The organism is Aerococcaceae bacterium zg-252 (genome assembly GCA_016237705.1).
Classification (GTDB): domain Bacteria; phylum Bacillota; class Bacilli; order Lactobacillales; family Aerococcaceae; genus Globicatella; species Globicatella yangjingiae.
Genome location: CP066204.1, coordinates 1,393,799 through 1,411,161 on the forward strand (window position 1 = coordinate 1,393,799; position 17,363 = coordinate 1,411,161).

Annotated in this window: 13 protein-coding genes; 1 reads left to right on the forward strand and 12 read right to left on the reverse strand. The window is 34.6% G+C overall.

Annotated features, from left to right (window positions below; translation table 11 throughout):
• Positions 1–2: 2 nt before the first annotated feature.
• The 3 genes from JDW14_06500 to JDW14_06510 form a co-directional block, all read right to left on the reverse strand.
• On the reverse strand, positions 3–1,370 hold the full coding sequence (locus JDW14_06500) for an MFS transporter (protein ID QQD64979.1): 1,368 nt from the start codon (positions 1,368–1,370) through the stop codon (positions 3–5).
• A complete protein-coding gene (locus JDW14_06505) occupies positions 1,363–4,065 on the reverse strand; it encodes a glycoside hydrolase family 3 protein (protein QQD64980.1) in 2,703 nt (900 codons plus the stop codon). The genes JDW14_06500 and JDW14_06505 overlap by 8 nt, the downstream gene beginning before the upstream one ends.
• 121 nt (positions 4,066–4,186) lie before the next feature.
• Positions 4,187–5,464 (reverse strand): glycoside hydrolase family 1 protein, encoded by a 1,278-nt coding sequence (locus JDW14_06510; protein QQD64981.1) that lies wholly within the window; start codon positions 5,462–5,464, stop codon positions 4,187–4,189.
• A gap of 247 nt (positions 5,465–5,711) precedes the next feature.
• Between JDW14_06510 and JDW14_06515 the strand changes: the two genes are divergently transcribed.
• Complete coding sequence (locus JDW14_06515) at positions 5,712–6,890, forward strand: helix-turn-helix transcriptional regulator (protein QQD64982.1); 1,179 nt, start codon at positions 5,712–5,714, stop codon at positions 6,888–6,890.
• A 253-nt stretch (positions 6,891–7,143) separates the two neighbouring features.
• Here the strand turns inward: JDW14_06515 and JDW14_06520 are convergent, their stop codons facing one another.
• The 9 genes from JDW14_06520 to JDW14_06560 all read right to left on the reverse strand — a co-directional run bounded on the left by JDW14_06520 (position 7,144) and on the right by JDW14_06560 (position 17,297).
• Complete coding sequence (locus JDW14_06520; protein ID QQD64983.1) at positions 7,144–8,007, reverse strand: EamA family transporter; 864 nt, start codon at positions 8,005–8,007, stop codon at positions 7,144–7,146.
• A 61-nt stretch (positions 8,008–8,068) separates the two neighbouring features.
• Positions 8,069–8,887 carry an HAD family phosphatase gene (locus tag JDW14_06525; protein ID QQD64984.1) on the reverse strand — a complete coding sequence of 273 codons (819 nt, stop codon included), beginning with the start codon at positions 8,885–8,887 and terminating at the stop codon, positions 8,069–8,071.
• Positions 8,888–8,972: 85 nt separating this feature from the next.
• On the reverse strand, positions 8,973–9,701 hold the full coding sequence (locus JDW14_06530) for a DUF554 domain-containing protein (protein QQD64985.1): 729 nt from the start codon (positions 9,699–9,701) through the stop codon (positions 8,973–8,975).
• A 4-nt stretch (positions 9,702–9,705) separates the two neighbouring features.
• Positions 9,706–11,448: an alpha-glycosidase gene (locus JDW14_06535; protein QQD64986.1), complete on the reverse strand. Its 1,743-nt coding sequence runs from the start codon at positions 11,446–11,448 to the stop codon at positions 9,706–9,708.
• Positions 11,449–11,834: 386 nt separating this feature from the next.
• Positions 11,835–14,042: a bifunctional (p)ppGpp synthetase/guanosine-3',5'-bis(diphosphate) 3'-pyrophosphohydrolase gene (locus JDW14_06540; protein ID QQD64987.1), complete on the reverse strand. Its 2,208-nt coding sequence runs from the start codon at positions 14,040–14,042 to the stop codon at positions 11,835–11,837.
• Positions 14,043–14,449: 407 nt separating this feature from the next.
• A complete protein-coding gene (gene deoC, locus JDW14_06545) occupies positions 14,450–15,124 on the reverse strand; it encodes a deoxyribose-phosphate aldolase (GenBank protein QQD64988.1) in 675 nt (224 codons plus the stop codon).
• 15 nt (positions 15,125–15,139) lie between these two features.
• A complete protein-coding gene (locus tag JDW14_06550) occupies positions 15,140–15,886 on the reverse strand; it encodes a 16S rRNA (uracil(1498)-N(3))-methyltransferase (GenBank protein ID QQD64989.1) in 747 nt (248 codons plus the stop codon).
• A gap of 3 nt (positions 15,887–15,889) precedes the next feature.
• A complete protein-coding gene (gene prmA, locus JDW14_06555) occupies positions 15,890–16,828 on the reverse strand; it encodes a 50S ribosomal protein L11 methyltransferase (GenBank protein ID QQD64990.1) in 939 nt (312 codons plus the stop codon).
• Positions 16,829–16,841: 13 nt separating this feature from the next.
• Positions 16,842–17,297 (reverse strand): DUF3013 family protein, encoded by a 456-nt coding sequence (locus JDW14_06560; GenBank protein ID QQD64991.1) that lies wholly within the window; start codon positions 17,295–17,297, stop codon positions 16,842–16,844.
• Positions 17,298–17,363: the final 66 nt, after the last annotated feature.

Sequence of the window (17,363 nt, forward strand, 5' to 3'; positions counted from 1 at the left end):
TATTACATGGCACGTTTTTCTCTCAATGCTTGTTCAATAGTTTCCTGTTGCTTATCTAAACTTGAAAATTGTGAAACACTCAATGCCATTAATACCATACCTATCATTGGAATAATACTATATAATATTTTAATCATTAAGAGTGTACCCTCTGTTTGAACTGCAACCGAACCTTCATAACCCGCCATACCTAATAAAACACCAAGTAAAGCCGTCCCTATTCCTCCACCAATTTTTGCAAATGCCCCTCCGAGTAATCCAACAGAACTATCTAATCGTGACAATCCAATATATTCATTATAGTCAGCCATTTGAACAGATAAATTTGCTTGTAAATATACAAACGGAAATTGTCCTACACCAGAAACAAACGCACCGATGAGTAAAAGTGCCATATTTCCGCCTGCAAAGAAATAAATCAAATAACCTACAGCACTAATTAGTGCTCCACCTGCTATCATCTGTGAAACAGTGTACTTTTTCATTAAATACGGAAATAGTAATGTAATCGGTAAGACTAAGATTCCAATAAATTGAATCGTACTATATAAACCAATATCCCCTACTATATATGAAAAATAATATGTAGCAGCATTCATACCAATAACAACATTATAAAATCCCGTCATGCCTGCTGTCGCCCAAGTATATTTATTACGTTTCAACATTATCAGAATATCTTTAAATGAAATTTTGTCTTGACCACTTGTTTCATCAATAATTGAATTTTCACTGACTAAGAAGAATCTACCTAATCCAATCAATAATAGTGGTAAGGCATAAATCAAAATTAATGATTGCCATCCTTCAGGATTAATAGCTAATTTTGCCATCATAATTGGAAATGAAACAGAGACAATCATTCCTCCTACCATTGTTAATAAACCAGCATAGATTCCTACCTTGGCAATTTTTTCATTATCATTATCAAACGCTCTAATCATATAAGGCGTTTGACTAGCTAAAAGTAAAGTTGTAAATATCGAAAAAACCATAGTGTACATTACAAAAACCCAAATTGCCTTTATATACAAACTCCAACTAACTGGTGTATAAAATAGTGCAATCGTACATAGCCATACTCCAACAATACACCATTCATACGGTCGCCCTTTCCCCCATCTAGTTTTTGTATTATCTACCATAAATGAAGCAAAAAAATCAGTAATTCCATCAAATATTTTACTCGCCATCATTAAAGAACCGACTAATGCTGCTGGCATTTTTAAAGTGTCTGTGCAAAATATCATCAAATATCCTATGATAATTGTGTTTGCAGCAACTGAAATAGCTCTACTAGACCAACCTAAAACTTTTACAGCACCAATATTATTTTTTTTCTGTTTTGAATTAATTTTCTTTTTAAACATTTTGATGTCCTCCACATCTAGAATTAACAACAGATAAAAGTCGCCCAACATTATCTTTGAGTCTCAATAAATCAATTTCCCCTTGTTTAACAGCCTCAATGATTGGCTTTGTATATGTATCATCTGCAGAACCAGGTGTTATCCAAGTATTTCCAGCACTAACAGCTTTGATAATATCAATCGAATCATATGAATTCCAATCCGTCATTACAAAACCTTCAAATCCAAACTCTTCTCTAAATATTCCTTGCAACAATTCTGAGTCCTCTGCTGTAAATACACCATTACATGCATTATAAGCTGTCATTATTGAATCTGGCTTATGAATCGTCATAGCAATTTCAAATACTTTTAAGTAGATTTCTCTAAGTGCTCGTTCGCTAATAAAACTATGATTTCTCTTTCGTGATGATTCACAATTATTCGCAATAACATGCTTATAACAACCTGAAATACCATTTTCTTCTAGTCCCTTAGCGTGGTATCCAGCCATATATCCTGCCAATAAAGGATCTTCGCTATAATACTCAGGATGTCGACCATTTAATGGATCTCGATGTATATTCATGGCTGGGGCTAAAATCATTTGAATATTTTGTTCTTTAGCTTCTTTTGCAATCACTTCACCAACCTGATAAGACAAGTTTATATTCCAACTAGAGCAAACTGTATTACTGCAAGGCATACCAATATTAGGTTCGTGTACATTCACACCATTATTTCCGTCTGAAACAGCAAAACGTGGTAAGTTTCTATTTTCTAACGAATAAATTCGACCCGCTTCACCAGTCTCATGCATACCCCAACCTGCTGATGCACATACACTAAGTCGAGCCAATTCTTCAATAGAATAATCTTCAACCAATTTTGTAAAATAATTTTCCTCTAATGTAAAACTTTTTCGAGCTGAATATGGTTGTAATTTTTTGTAATGTTTCTTCATTCCAGATTTTTTTCCTAATGGAAATTGATTATTACTTTTCGTCAGCACATCTATTTCTACAGGTGAAATCATATAATGCTGAGATTTCCGATAAAGTACTTCATCCTGAATCTTAATAGTGCCTACCTGAGTTGTTTCTTGTACATTTTTACCCACAGAAATTAGATAGTCACCTGATTCTAAAATCCAATTTGCAGATGTTGTATCAAAAGAAGTTAAATATTCCTCATTTATTTCAAATACTAACTCTTGACTTTCTCCAATATCTAAAATATCTGTCTTTTTAAAGGCTATTAATCGTTTTTTCGGTTGTTCCATTTTACCTTCTGGTATCGTCGCATATACTTGAATAATATCCATACCAGAGTAATTTCCAATATTTTTAACATTAACTACTAGTTGATTATTTTCTAAACTGGATTCCCAACTAAAATCTGTATATGAAAGACCAAAACCAAAAGGAAAAGCAACTTCTTTGTTAAATGTTTCAAAATAGCGATAACCAACATAAATATCTTCTTCATAATATGTATCAATAAAGTAAGGTGAATCGGCTTTAGCCTTGGATTCTCCATTAGCTGGTTGATAAAAATTTGAACTTGACGGATAGTCATAATAGTCTAATGCCCAAGTATCAGGAAGTTTAGCCGAAGGAGAAATACGTCCGTCTAATATTTCAACAAGAGCTCTTCCTCCAAGCATACCAGGAAAACCACACCATAATACTGCATCTACCTGATAAGTTTCTATCCAAGAAACATCTATCGGATAACCTGAGTTAATTATGACAATTAGTGAATCACTTGTTCTTCGCAATGCTTTTAGTTGTTCTTCTTCCTCATTCGTCAAATAATACTCGCCTGCTTTGGCTTCATTGTCAAAATTTTCACCAGATGCTCGGCTAATAACTATCAAACCAATAGCAGCATCAGAAGAACGCGTAAAATTAGAAAACTCATCAATTGCACGTCTAAGATTAATTTGATATCTTGGATTAATTTTTCCTGCTCCCACAGCTGCTAAACGAAATTGATTCTCATTTATTACATTTAAACTGCTATTCTTAGGAATAGGTAAAACATTATTCGTATTTTTTAATAAAACAATACCTTCTCTAGCAGCTTGTAAAGCAACATTGTCATTCTCTTCATACTCTAAATTAATTTTTGGCTTATCCTTAGTATGAACAATTATTTTTTGTGGTTCCATTTCATTGCCATCAATATCAATATATCCGTCAACCAGTAACTCATAATCCATATTATATTCTAGGCAAATATCTCTCAATGGAATACCTAACATCTGTACTCCACCTGCATCTTCTATACTTGTTAATAATGTATTTGGTATGCGGGTTCCATTATAATACACATTACCAGAGATTGAGAGATCCATTTCTTTAGTGAATCTCACAATCAAAGCCCCAGCAAATCCTTTTTCAAGCATATAAAATTTTCCATCTACATCGTCAATATCATAAATAAACGGCTCACTTGTATTAATCTCAGGTTTAATAAAACGTCGATCACGAATAGTTACTGTGACTTCCTCACCATTAGCTAATTGTAAACATGCATTAAGAATATCTTCAAACTCCGGTGCATTACTGATTAATATTGAAATAGGAACAGTACTTATATATTGATAATTCGGTCCATCAATAATTCCTGGTGCAAACTGATTAAAAAAATCTAAAACCTCTGGTTTTTCTAAAAGCTCATACAATGGTGTATCTAATGTATAGTGTTGCATAAATATACCTCCTCGTAATATATATATAGTTAAAGGGAATCTTATGCCCTTTACTATCATTATTATTTTTGTTTGCAAATATTCATTTATGCATCTGTAATTTTTTACGGTATGTTATTTTTCAAATTAACGATTCGAATATTTGCTTACCTGTATTTCCAAGAAAATGTAAACTAGGCTTAATCTGTCTCGCTTTATTTTCTCTATCCACACCTATCAGTCCAAATTTCATACCAAAACCTTTTTGCCATTCAAAATTATCTAGCAAACTCCAATACAAATATCCCATTAAAGGAATTCCATCTTGATAACATTTTTTTAATCCTTTTAAAGCTTCGTGAATAAATTCATTTTTTAAATTATCATCTTCTGTAGCAACACCATTTTCCGTCACAAATATCTTACCTTTAAAATCTTTTGCAACTTTTCGGACAACATTTGCAATTCCTTGCGGATAAAATTCATAGCCCATTTGAGTTAAAATGCTATCTTCAGGAGCCGCTTGTACGCCATTTTTCCCAATGATTACTCTTGTATAGTTTTGAACTCCGAGAAAATCATCTTTTTCGAATGCTGGCTGAAAATCTAAAAAATCATTTTTCCATTTTTCTTCAGCTTCTGTAATTGCTTCCGGTGAATCATCAGCTAATTGAATATCATATAAACTGAGCGTTAGACCTACTTGCAATTTAGAATTTATTTCTTTAATTTTTTCACGAGCTTGTATATGTGCTAATCTGATTACATCATTACCACTTTTAGTTCTCATTGATAAAAATGTATTTGCCATTTCTCCTTCAGGAAATCCTAATATTTTTCTTGCTTCATCCTGTTCTTTTTGTAGATGCTCTGGTAAACCAAAATTTAAACCGACTTGTGGATCGATTCCCATTTGTCTCATAAACATTTTTGCAACTTCAGCTATCTGAACCCCCATATTCGCTTCATTGATAGTACAAATATAATTTAGTTCAGATCCTAACTCTTGAGCGATATACTTGGCATAATTTGCAAAATAAGTAGCTGTTTGAATGTTTTCCCATCCACCTTCACCAATTAACCAAGCAGGACTTGAAAAATGATGTAATGTAACAATAGGCTCTATTCCTTGTTTCTTACAATATAAGATTACATTGCGATAATGTTCGAGTTCATTGCTGTCAAATGTGCCTTTTTGAGGCTCAATTCTAGCCCACTCAATAGAAAATCGGTAGGCATTTAATCCCGCCTCTTTCATTAAATCAATATCTTCCTGATACCGATTATAATGATCACATGCATCTAATGATGGTTCAGTAAAACTAGAATATTCTAAATTTTCCATTACCCAAAAATCACTATTTACATTATTCCCTTCAACCTGATGAGCTGCTGTAGCTGCTCCAATATAAAATTTCATAAAACCCTCCAATGAAAACCTTTTCTTATTTATGTCCGTATTATACAATAAAGATAATTTAGCAGTTATAACATATTAGTTTTTAATATAAAAAATTAGTCAATTTGACTGTTAATAATTTTTACAGTAAATTTCAAAAATATGTTATTCGTAACATCAACACATCAAGATGATTTAATGACATTATTCTGTCTGAATCTTGAATTTTAAAAACAATTTATGTAGTATTTTTTTAGAGGTATTATATATGGATAAATTTAATTTTTTTAAATCAATGATATTATTTTCACATCACTTAGAGATTACCAGTTACGATATGAACGGTACTCCGTCAACAGATAACTCTTCATTATTAAATATAATTTTAAATGAAGATGAATTGGTAACTGCAGCAATTAATAAAGCTAAAATAACTGATAAACCTTTTATTTTATCAAATAGTATAAATTTAACATGGTTTGTAGACATAAAACTTGAAGAAAAGCTTAAATATATTTATTTCTTAGGTCCTATCTTTTTAACGGATTCTAGTTCAAATATTATTTCATCCTATGCTCAAAAAATGTCTCTTCCTTTTAAAGAAAGAATGGAATTAGAAAAATATATCAAATCAGTTCCAATTACTCCCATTCTCAATTTACTTCAAATAGGATTGATGCTTCACTATACATTAACTCAAGAAAAAATATCTTTACACGATATTTTCTCTCATAATAATTCAATAGAAGATATTACACAGAGCAAAATAAATGTATCCGCTGAGCACAGTGCTTGGATAGTTGAATCTCAAATTATGTCCTTAGTTGAAGAAGGAAATACAAATTTCAAAAAGAAACTTAATGACTTATCATTAAATATTAATGTTGGTAAACTTAGTGAAAATGATTCATTGAGGCAAGCAAAAAATATGACATTGGCAAGTATTGTACTTGTATCTAGAGCTGCTATTAAAGGAGGACTTCATCCGTCCATTGCATACCCATTAAGTGATTACTATTTTCGTTCTACTGAAAATTGTCATACAATTTCAGACCTGACAAATATTAACAATATTATGATGGAAGATTTTGTAAATCGTGTCCATCAAATTAAGGAATATCCACTTTCTAATAAGCATCTATTATTAGTGAAAGAATACATTGACAGCCACTTAGATACACCATTATCAATTGATAAATTATCACAATTAGTGAATTATTCGCCTTATTATCTTTCTAGAAAATTTAAAACAGAATTCAATATTGATATTACCCAGTATATTCGCAATGCTAGATTAGAATATTCGAAAAATTTACTTCGCTATACAAATTTGCCGATTCAAGAAATAAGTTCTACACTACACTTTACATCGCCGAGCTATTTCACTAAACTTTTTAAAAAACATTATAATTGCACACCAAAAATTTTCAGAGAGAAATTTATATAAATTAATTTATCTTATCAGTAAGCGTCCAATAACTAGGTATCATAAAATTTTGATAAAAAATAAGACATATGAGGTAGGCAAAAAGTAAAAATTCTAACAAATTGAAGAACAAAGATGTTATTAAATCAGCATCTCTAATTTTATTTATTAAAATTTGTGGACTTTTTGCCTAGCCCATATGTCATTTCTGATAAAATCAGACTTTCTATCACTGCATCAAAAGCACTGATGTATATTCACCAAACAATCTAAATTAAGCATTTCGTTTTGGTTGCCATTCATTTAATATCGTTGCACACAAAATCATCATCGTACCGATTAATTGCATAACAGTCATACCTTGTTGTAAAAACAATAGAGAAAATAAAATGGCTGTAATTGGGTCAAGATACGTTAATAATGATGCAGTCTGTGACGGTAGACGGTCAAAAGCTGAAAATAACAGTACATAAACAAACCCAGTATGCAAACTACCAATAATGAATAATAATACCCACTGTGTAGGTGAAATCAACCATTCTCCCATAGGAATCGTATTGGCAACATATACGCTCATAACAATAGCAGCAATCAGTAATTGCCAAAAGGTTTTCACCATGACATCTAATCCTTTAATCAGTTTATTAACAATCATAATACTCGCATACAAACTAGCTGCAATTAAACCATATAGAACTCCTTGCAATTGAGTTTCCTGATGACCAGTTAGCACCCCAGAAATAAGCACTGCCCCAATGACTGCAAATAGCGTTAACCCAATTTGACGCTTTGTTAAACGCTCTTTAAAAAATAATGGCGACAATAAGATAATAATAATTGGTGCCATATAATAACATAAAGTAGCAATCGCAATAGTCGTATATTGATAGGCCTCAAAGAGAAAAATCCAATTAAACCCCATTGCAAAACCCGAAATCAATAACCCTAATCCATTTTTCTTAATGCTTTTCCAGTCAAATGAGCGTCCTGTTACTTTTATCCAAGCAAAAATGAAAATCGACCCAATAACAGCACGACATAGTGCAATAAAAGCAGACGGCAATTGAATATAATGTACAAAAACACCAATACTACCGACAACTGTCATTGCAAAAATTAATTTCAACTTATCATTCATATATACCTCACTGCTCCTTATTATAAATTAATTCGTTTTTTAGTCGATGCGAATACAATTATCAATCTTCACTTTTTCCATTAAAATATTGATTCATCACATCAACTAATCCGTCATCATCATTCGACTTGGTTATTTCATCTGCTAATGATTTTAAATAGTCCGTTGCATTTGCCATTGCCACTCCGACACCGGCAACTTCAATCATTGACGCATCATTATTGCCGTCACCACACGCTACTACTTGCTCGACCGTATAACCTAAATGCGATACTAATTTCTTTATCGCATCTCCTTTTGATACTTCACGGTGCATAAATTCAATAAAATATGGTTTGGAAGTTGTCGCATAAGTAGACTGACCAAATTGACCGTCTAATGCTGTATTCACTTCTTCAACGATTGTTGGATTGCCCACTCCAATTAATTTAAGTTGTGGTGTTTCAATTGAAGATATATATTCCGGACTATAATGATACGGAATACCTGTTAATTCCGCTTCAATATGTGAGTAATCATTCTCATAATCAATAATAATTTCATCATCTGTATAAGAAATCACTGATAAGGATTGTGCTTGAATATAGTCAATAATTTCACGTTGCTCTTCTAATTCTAAACGTTTACTATATAACTCACTTTCATCGTCCATTTTCGTAATGACTGCTCCATTAAAGGAGATAATATACGAATGATACTGGTCTAATTTTAACTCTTTCGCTGTTTCAATCATCGACTTAGTCGGACGTCCACTCGCTAAGACTAAATAATAACCGTCTTCTTGCAATTGCATTAAACGTTCACGTGTCTTAGGGGTGATTTGACGCTGACTATTCAGCAATGTATCATCAATATCCAATATTAAAAATTTGTAATTCATTATAGTCCTCCTATTTGACTCAAATGTAATAAAACAATGCCCATGTCATAAGTTTAAGTCAGAGCATCCTCGCTCTCACTATTCATTAAAATAACGGTAAAACAAAGTGTTGCCACAGCCAACTAATTGGTATGACTAACACCATTGCCGGTATCATCTCTGCTGTTGGCGTTCGTTTTAAATCTAACATTCGAAAAGCAACTGCTAAAATTAAAATACCCCCACAGGATTTAAAATCATTAACCATTATCGGATTCATCAATGGTGCAATCCAATGCGATAGCATAAAAATGGATAGAAAAATAATGGTTTGTGGTATTGCAATCATACTGACAACAAGTCCTAAATTACAGGCGAAAATAGCCGCAGTAAAAAAATCTAAAATCGATTTGGTAATCAATAAACTATGGTCACCCTCAATCCCTGAAATTAATGTGCCGTATAATCCCGTTCCACTCGCACAAAATAAAACTAAAATCGTTAACAATTCATTATCAAAGGTTTTCCCTTTTAACCCATTATGTTGTATCGGCAGCACTTTTTGAATCATTCGATTAAGCCATTGCCCCATTTTAACCATTAACTCTTCTAAATTAAGTGCAACACCTAAAATCGTACCAAAAATAATAGCAAAAACAACGGCAGACAAATTTTCCATTAAAATAATGGACGGAATCGCCATTGCAAATGAACAAATACCAAACACAATTACTAATTGTTGTTTCATACGCTCACTTAAATAGTTGCCGAACAAGCCACCAAATAAACCACCTGCAATAATGGACAGGGAATTAATCAAAACTCCTATTGGCATACATTTAATCCTTTCTTGCTAAATAAATTAAACAACCTTGTGGTAGGACATTATTTCCTTGCCCCACTTGATGATGTAAGAGTATTTGCTCTATATTAGGCACTTCAATCGCTCGATTATCCGTTCGATTCCAAATCGCTATCAATTGATGATTTTCTTCATCTACATCATCAAAACTTACTACCAATCGTGTATTATCCCATTCGATACGTGATACTTGATAGGTAATGGTAGGTTGATATTGTTTTCTCAACTGAATCAAAGCGACAAACCACTGATACAACTCACCTTTTTGTGCAACTTTATCCCACAACATCACTCGTCGACAGTCAGGGTCATGTGCCCCCTCCATTCCGATTTCTGTACCATAGTAGATACATGGTGAACCGGTCATTAAAAATAGAAAAGCAAATGCCGATTGGACGGCAGCGACATTACCATTAGCTGCTGTCATCACTCGTTGCGTATCATGCGAGTCTAACAAATTAAACATCACTTCAACGGTTTGTCGGCGATACAACATTTCATAATCAGCTAATCGCTCAACGAACGCAGCAGTCGAAAGTGTCTGGTCGATAAAATATTCTTTGATGTAATCCGTATAGGCATAATTCATCACACTATCGAGTTCATCACCATTCAACCAACTTTGTGAATTGTGCCAAATTTCTCCTAAAATAAACACGTCAGATTTAACGGCTAAAACTTCTCGCCTAAATCTCTTCCAAAAAGCATGGTCAATTTCATTCGCCACATCTAATCGCCAGCCGTCAATATCAAATGTTTCAATCCAATATTTTGCTATGTCGATTAAATAATCAGCTACCTCAGGATTCGCCGTATTTAATTTCGGCATTTTTTCAACAAATGCAAAAGTATGATACGCTGGATTATCGACATTAAACACTTCGTCCATTGGCCAGTGTTGAATATGAAACCAATTATAATAACGAGATTCTGTTCCATGTAATAGCACATCTTGCCACTGTGGTGAACGTATTCCTATATGATTAAATACAGCATCCAACATAATGCGAATGCCTCTTTGATGTGCAGCTTGTACCAATTCAGCAAATACTTCTTTTGTACCAAAATGAGAATCAATTTCATAATAATTAATCGTATCGTATTTATGATTGCTCGGCGATTCAAAAATCGGACATAAATAAATCCCATTAATTCCCAAAGCACTCAAATCATCTAAATGCTGAATCAGTCCCCTTAAATCGCCACCATAAAATTGATTACTCGATAACACTGGACTATCTTCCCATGCAAGACTACCTTTAGGACTAATAGTAGGGTCGCCATTAGCAAAGCGTTCTGGAAATATTTGATACCAAATGGTTTCTTTCACCCATTTAGGTGCGTCAAAACGGTCAATCTCATGCAAATATGGTAAACGGAAATAATCCGACGGATTAGCAAAGTTATCAAATGAGAAAAATCCTTTTTCCCCATAAAAATACGCTACTTGGTCTTTCATCAGCTCAAAAAAATACATCAGACGCTGATGTGGCATCGTCAAACTTACTTGCCAATAGTCATGGCAAACACCTTGTGCAATCCGTTGCATCTCTAGCACTCGAATTGCTGCTGGCTGGTTAAATAAATATGGGTCGACTACATGTACACGTACTAATTCAACATCATTTTTTGCCGTTCGAATTCTAAGATGAACTTGTTGCTGCTTATATAAATAGGCAAACTCTGATTCTGGACGATGATAGACACCTGCTTGATTCATTAACTCACTCTTTTCTAGTTTACTTAGGTTGACTGGGCGTTCACTAAAGCATAGCTCTTATATAAATAATACTTCAGTGGTTCAAGTCAAAACACCCTCGCTTGTCGCACTTTTGTAATCCGGCTCGTTCGGGCAACCTCGACATCCACTTCGCATAGCTCTTGAAGTGCTTGCACACTTCTACGACCTCTGCTCCAGTGATTCGAGGTAAAACGCCCTCACTCGCACTTTTGTTTATAAAATTTGGGCATTAAGTATCACAATGACTTGCACGCTATAGCTGATACATCATGCTATTGACAAGTAATATAAACACTTATGCCCTACATAATCGATATGGGCTGATTAATAACACCTTTAAGCATTATTAATCCACCCATGTCCAACTAATTATTTGAAACTCGATTGACTTCATAAACATCTGGAATATTACGCAACTTATTCATTAAATCATTCAATTGCGTAGTATTAGAAATCGCAATTTTTACCGTTACGGTAGCCGTACTATTACTGTCCACTTTCCCATTTACACTGCGTAAATTTTTAACCGTATGGTTCACAACATGTAGAACATCATTGATTAATCCGGAACGATCAAATCCAGTAATTTTGATTTCTGTTTCATAATCAGCAGTTAAATCAGCTTGTTGTTCCCATTCCACATCAATCGTACGATTCATTAATTCTGGTTCATTTAATAAATTCGGACAATTTTTATGGTGAATCGAAACTCCACGTCCACGTGTAATGTAACCGACAATTTCATCACCAGGCACTGGATTACAACAACGACTCAAACGAACCATTAGATTTTCAACACCATTGACTACCACACCACTTTCATGGACAGTTCGCACTACTTTATGTGCCGGTAATTCTTTCTTGACAGTCTGCAAATTATTTTTTGATTCGCTTGCCTCTTCAACTGGTCGTAAACCTAAATAATTAATAATCGTTTGTGGCGAAATCTCATTTAAGCCGACAGCTGCATATAAATCTTCAATTGTATTGAAATTAAAGCGTTCTAACAATTCTTTTTCACGATTTTTCTTCGTCAATGCTTTAACTGATGAACCAACTAATTTTAAGTCACGATCTAACAAATTTTGTCCTTGCTCGCTATACCGGTCACGGTCCAATAATTTGAAATAGCGTTTAATACGATTTCGAGCTTTACTCGTATGCGTCATTTTCAACCAGTCACGACTTGGCCCATTCGAATTCGGATTTGTTAATATTTCAATAATATCGCCATTTTTCAATGTATAATTCAATGGCACAATATTCCCATTAATTTTAGCCCCAATAATTTTATTACCCACTTCCGTATGGATATGATAAGCAAAATCAATTGGCCCAGACCCAGCTGGCAATTCAAATACATCGCCTTTCGGAGAGAAAATATACACTTGGTCTTTGAAAATATCTTCTTTTACAAAGTCCATAAATTCACTTGCATTTTGTGCATCATCTTGCAATTCTACAAGATCTTTAAACCATTTCATTTGACGCTCAATTGTATCTTCCACTTGAACTTTTTCAGTTTTACCCTCTTTATAAGCCCAATGTGCTGCTACCCCGTACTCGGCTACTTCGTGCATTTGATGAGTACGAATTTGAATTTCAACTGGTTTTCCGTATGGTCCAATAATCGTTGTATGAATTGATTGATACATATTCGCTTTCGGCATTGCAATATAATCTTTGAAACGTCCTGGCATCGGCTTCCATTTAGTATGGATAATTCCTAAGACGCTATAACAATCCTTAATAGTATCCACTAATACACGAATCGCTAACAAATCATAGATATGGTCAAAGTCTTTGTTTTGATCCACCATTTTACGATAAATTGAATAAATATGTTTTGGTCGACCATAGACATCTGCCTTGATACTCATATCTTCAACCGCAATATTAATTTCATTGATTGCTTCTTGAATATATTTCTCACGTTCATTACGCTTAGAGTCCATTAGACGAACGATTCTGTAATATTCAGCTTGATTAATATAACGTAACGCAATATCTTCCAATTCCCATTTAATCAAGTTCATACCAATACGGTCAGCTAATGGTGCATAAATATCAATCGCCTCTTGAGATTTCTCCACTTGTTTTTCCGGCTTTTGAAACTTCAATGTACGCATATTATGCAGACGGTCAGCCAGTTTTACCATGACAATACGCATATCTTTCGCCATAGCGAGTAACATTTTACGGTGGTTTTCGGCTAGTGCTTCTTCTTTACTTTGGAATTTAACTTTACCTAATTTAGTAACCCCGTCTACCAAAAAGGCAACCGCACTACCAAATTCTCGTTCAATATCTTCCAATGTATATTCAGTATCTTCGACGACATCATGTAAAAAACCTGTCGCAACTGTGGCTGGATCTGATTGTAATTGTGCTAATATCCCAGCTACTTGAATGGGATGCACGATATAAGCTTCACCAGATAACCGCACTTGATTTCGGTGGGCATGTGTCGCATAATCCAATGCTTTTTTCACAAAAGCGACATTTTTCTCGTTCATATAAGTTGCACAAATATCAATAACTTCTTGTGCTGTTAAATCTTGTGTTCTTGCCATCTTCTTCACCCCATTCACATTTATTATGTTTTCTAAATTATACGACAAAATATATTATTCCACAATGTTAAAAGCATATTGCTCCAATGGGTAAAACGTTTACTTTTTAGCCACTCTGCCCTACCAAAAAAGGAGTCGGTGTTCCCAACTCCAAAATAACTTTAACTTATTAAGGTTCGTTCGGCTTGGCTTGACGTCCACTTCGAAATCTTCCTCTGTGCGTTTCACGCACGCCGTCTGTTTTCTCCAGTGATTCAAGCCAAAATAGCCTCACTCACACCATGTTAATTAAGGTTCGTTCGGCTTGGCTTGACATCCACTTCGAAATCTTCCTCTGTGCGTTTCACGCACGCCGTCTGTTTTCTCCAGTGATTCAAGCCAGAACAGCCTCACTCACACCATGTTAATTAATATCCACTTGTATCAGCGGGTGCTTGATTTGTTACAATTGCGATTCCTTTAGACGCACCGATACGGGTTGCACCGGCTGCAATCATTGCTTCTGCTTCGGCAGTTGTCGATACACCACCACTCGCTTTCACACCTAAATCTGCCCCTACTGTTTTACGCATTAAACGAATATCTTCCACTGTTGCACCACCAGTAGAAAATCCAGTTGATGTTTTAACAAAGTCTGCACCAGCAGCAACTGCTGCTTGACAAGCTTTCACTTTTTCTTCATCAGTCAATAAACATGTTTCAATAATTACTTTAACAATAACTTCAGTCGGAACTGCCTCTACAACAGCTCGAATATCATCTTGAACTAAATCCCAATTACCCGCTTTTGCTGCGCCGATATTAATCACCATATCAACTTCATCTGCACCTAATTCAACCGCCTCTTTCGCTTCAAAGGCTTTTAATGTTGAAGTATTAGCACCTAAAGGAAAACCAATTACTGTACAAACTTTAACATCTGTATTTTTTAATGCTTCAGCTGCTGTTTTAACCCATGTTGGATTTACGCACACCGACATGAAATCATACTGTGCTGCTTCACTACATAAAACAGCAATTTGTGCTGCTGTTGCGTCTGCTTTTAATAAGGTATGATCGATATATTTCGCTAATTTTGTCATCTTAATTCCTCCAAATTATAATTCTAATTGATAACTTATCGCACTTAAAAAGACAATCGGTGCTGTTTCTGCACGTAAAATGCGTGGTCCCAAACTACACGAAACAAATCCTGCTTGGGTTAATTGCTCAACTTCTTCTGCAGCCAATCCACCCTCAGAACCAAATACCATTACAATCGAATCGGTTGGTTTAACAGCTAATAATTGTGATTTTAATTGTTGATGTTCCCCAGCTTTTGCCGTTTCTTCATAGGCAATTAATTTAACTGTATAATGTTCTGTTTGCTTGATAAATGTTGATAAATTCTGCTGCGACTCAATGACTGGCATCATCACACGATGACTTTGTTCAGCCGCCTCTTTGGCAATTTTCGTTAATCGCTCAACTTTTTTATCGGCTTTATTTTCTTGCCATTTCATCACATCACGTTTCAGTGCCAATGGATAAAATTGATGCATGCCACATTCTGTCGCTTTTTGCACAATCCATTCTAATTTATCATTTTTAGATAAACCACACGCAATCGCAATATGTGGTGCTAATTCAACTCGTGTATCCATTAACTCTAACATGACTAAACGTGCCTGAGCCGATACTTCTTCGAGTAATTCAGCCACGAAAAGTTGACTCGCACCGTCAACTAGGTATACCTTTGTGCCAATTTTAGCTCGCATCACTCTTAATAAATGATGACTATCTTCTGCTGATAATAATACTGTATCTTCTACTGCCAAATTCTCTGATACAAAATATCGTTGCATGACTTATGCCTCCGATTTTTTAAGCAATAGTGATACCCACTCGTGCATGATTGTTTTTTGTTCTAATTGCCAACCACGCTTTGCCAGTTCCGATTCTAATTCCGAACTCTTCTCTTCTAAGATACCACCTAAAATCAGCCAGCCATTCGGTTTTAATAGTTTTGCAGCATCATCGAATAAATTCACTAAAATATGCGGCAAAATATTGGCTACAATCACATCTGCTTGATGTGTAATCCCCACTAATAAATCATTGACTGAGAATTCAATATTCGATTGCTCAGGTTGTAAGAGTAAATTTTGTTTCGCACTATCAATCGCCTGTGGGTCTAAATCATAACCGTAAATGTGTTCAGCTCCTAATTGTTTCGCTACAAATGCAAGAATACCAGAGCCCGTTCCTACATCTAGCACCGTTTCGCCACCACGCAACACCATTTCCAATGCCTGTGCACCTAATTTAGTAGTCGGATGATTTCCTGTACCGAAAGCAACACTTGGGTCTAAATACACCACTCGCTCATCTAATCTAGCCTGATAATTCTCATACCATTCCGGCACAATTGTTAAAAAACGGCTAATCATTTGTGGCTGATAATGTGCCATCCAATTTGTTTGCCACTGCTCGTCTTCTTGTTGTCCTTGTTCTAATTGAAACGGTAATTCGCCAAAAATCATAGCTAATTCTGCTTTTATATCTGCTAAATCCACTTCATCTTCAAAAAAAGTAATAATCTCTGTATCATGATTCAATTGACTTTGAATTAATTCATCTCGTATCTCACCAAAAAGATTCGGATGATTATCTAAATAACCTGGTGCGTAATTTACTTCTACTCCAATTGAGCCGAGTTCAAAAAATAAATTGCTCGCTAAATCAATTAAAGACGCTTCAGTCGTATTTACAGTTAACACAACTTTATTCCATAATTGTTGTTCCATAATCGCCTACTTTCTACTCCACTTTTGGGAATAATAATCGCTGTTCATTATATCGATGTGATGATTTCATTCCTTGTCGAATTTGTTGGAAAGTCTGCTCATTCCAACTTAAAGAAAAATCGGTTGAAGAAGATTCTAAAAATTGCACTCGTGCTCCTGCTAGCAATTGTCGTAAATAATGGATAATAGCATTTACTTCTCCAATCTCAATCCCCTTATTGTAATCGACTGCTGCAGCATATAAGTAATCACCTTCCACAATTTTAACTCGCTCTACATCATAAAAAAGCACCGTAATCGGCTTAATTTGTTGATTCAGTAGCACCAATTGAAATTTTAGCTCAATATACGGCCAAGCTTCTTCCCAATACAATTGCCATTCGTAATGAAAATACGTTGTCTCTAACATTCTTTTCAAATGCACTAATAATTCTTGACGCTTCATCTCATCACCTTCTTTACTTATCATTATGCGTTATCACTATAGGAAATTCAACCGAAAACAAAAAAATGTGAAAAGTTTATGCATTTTTAA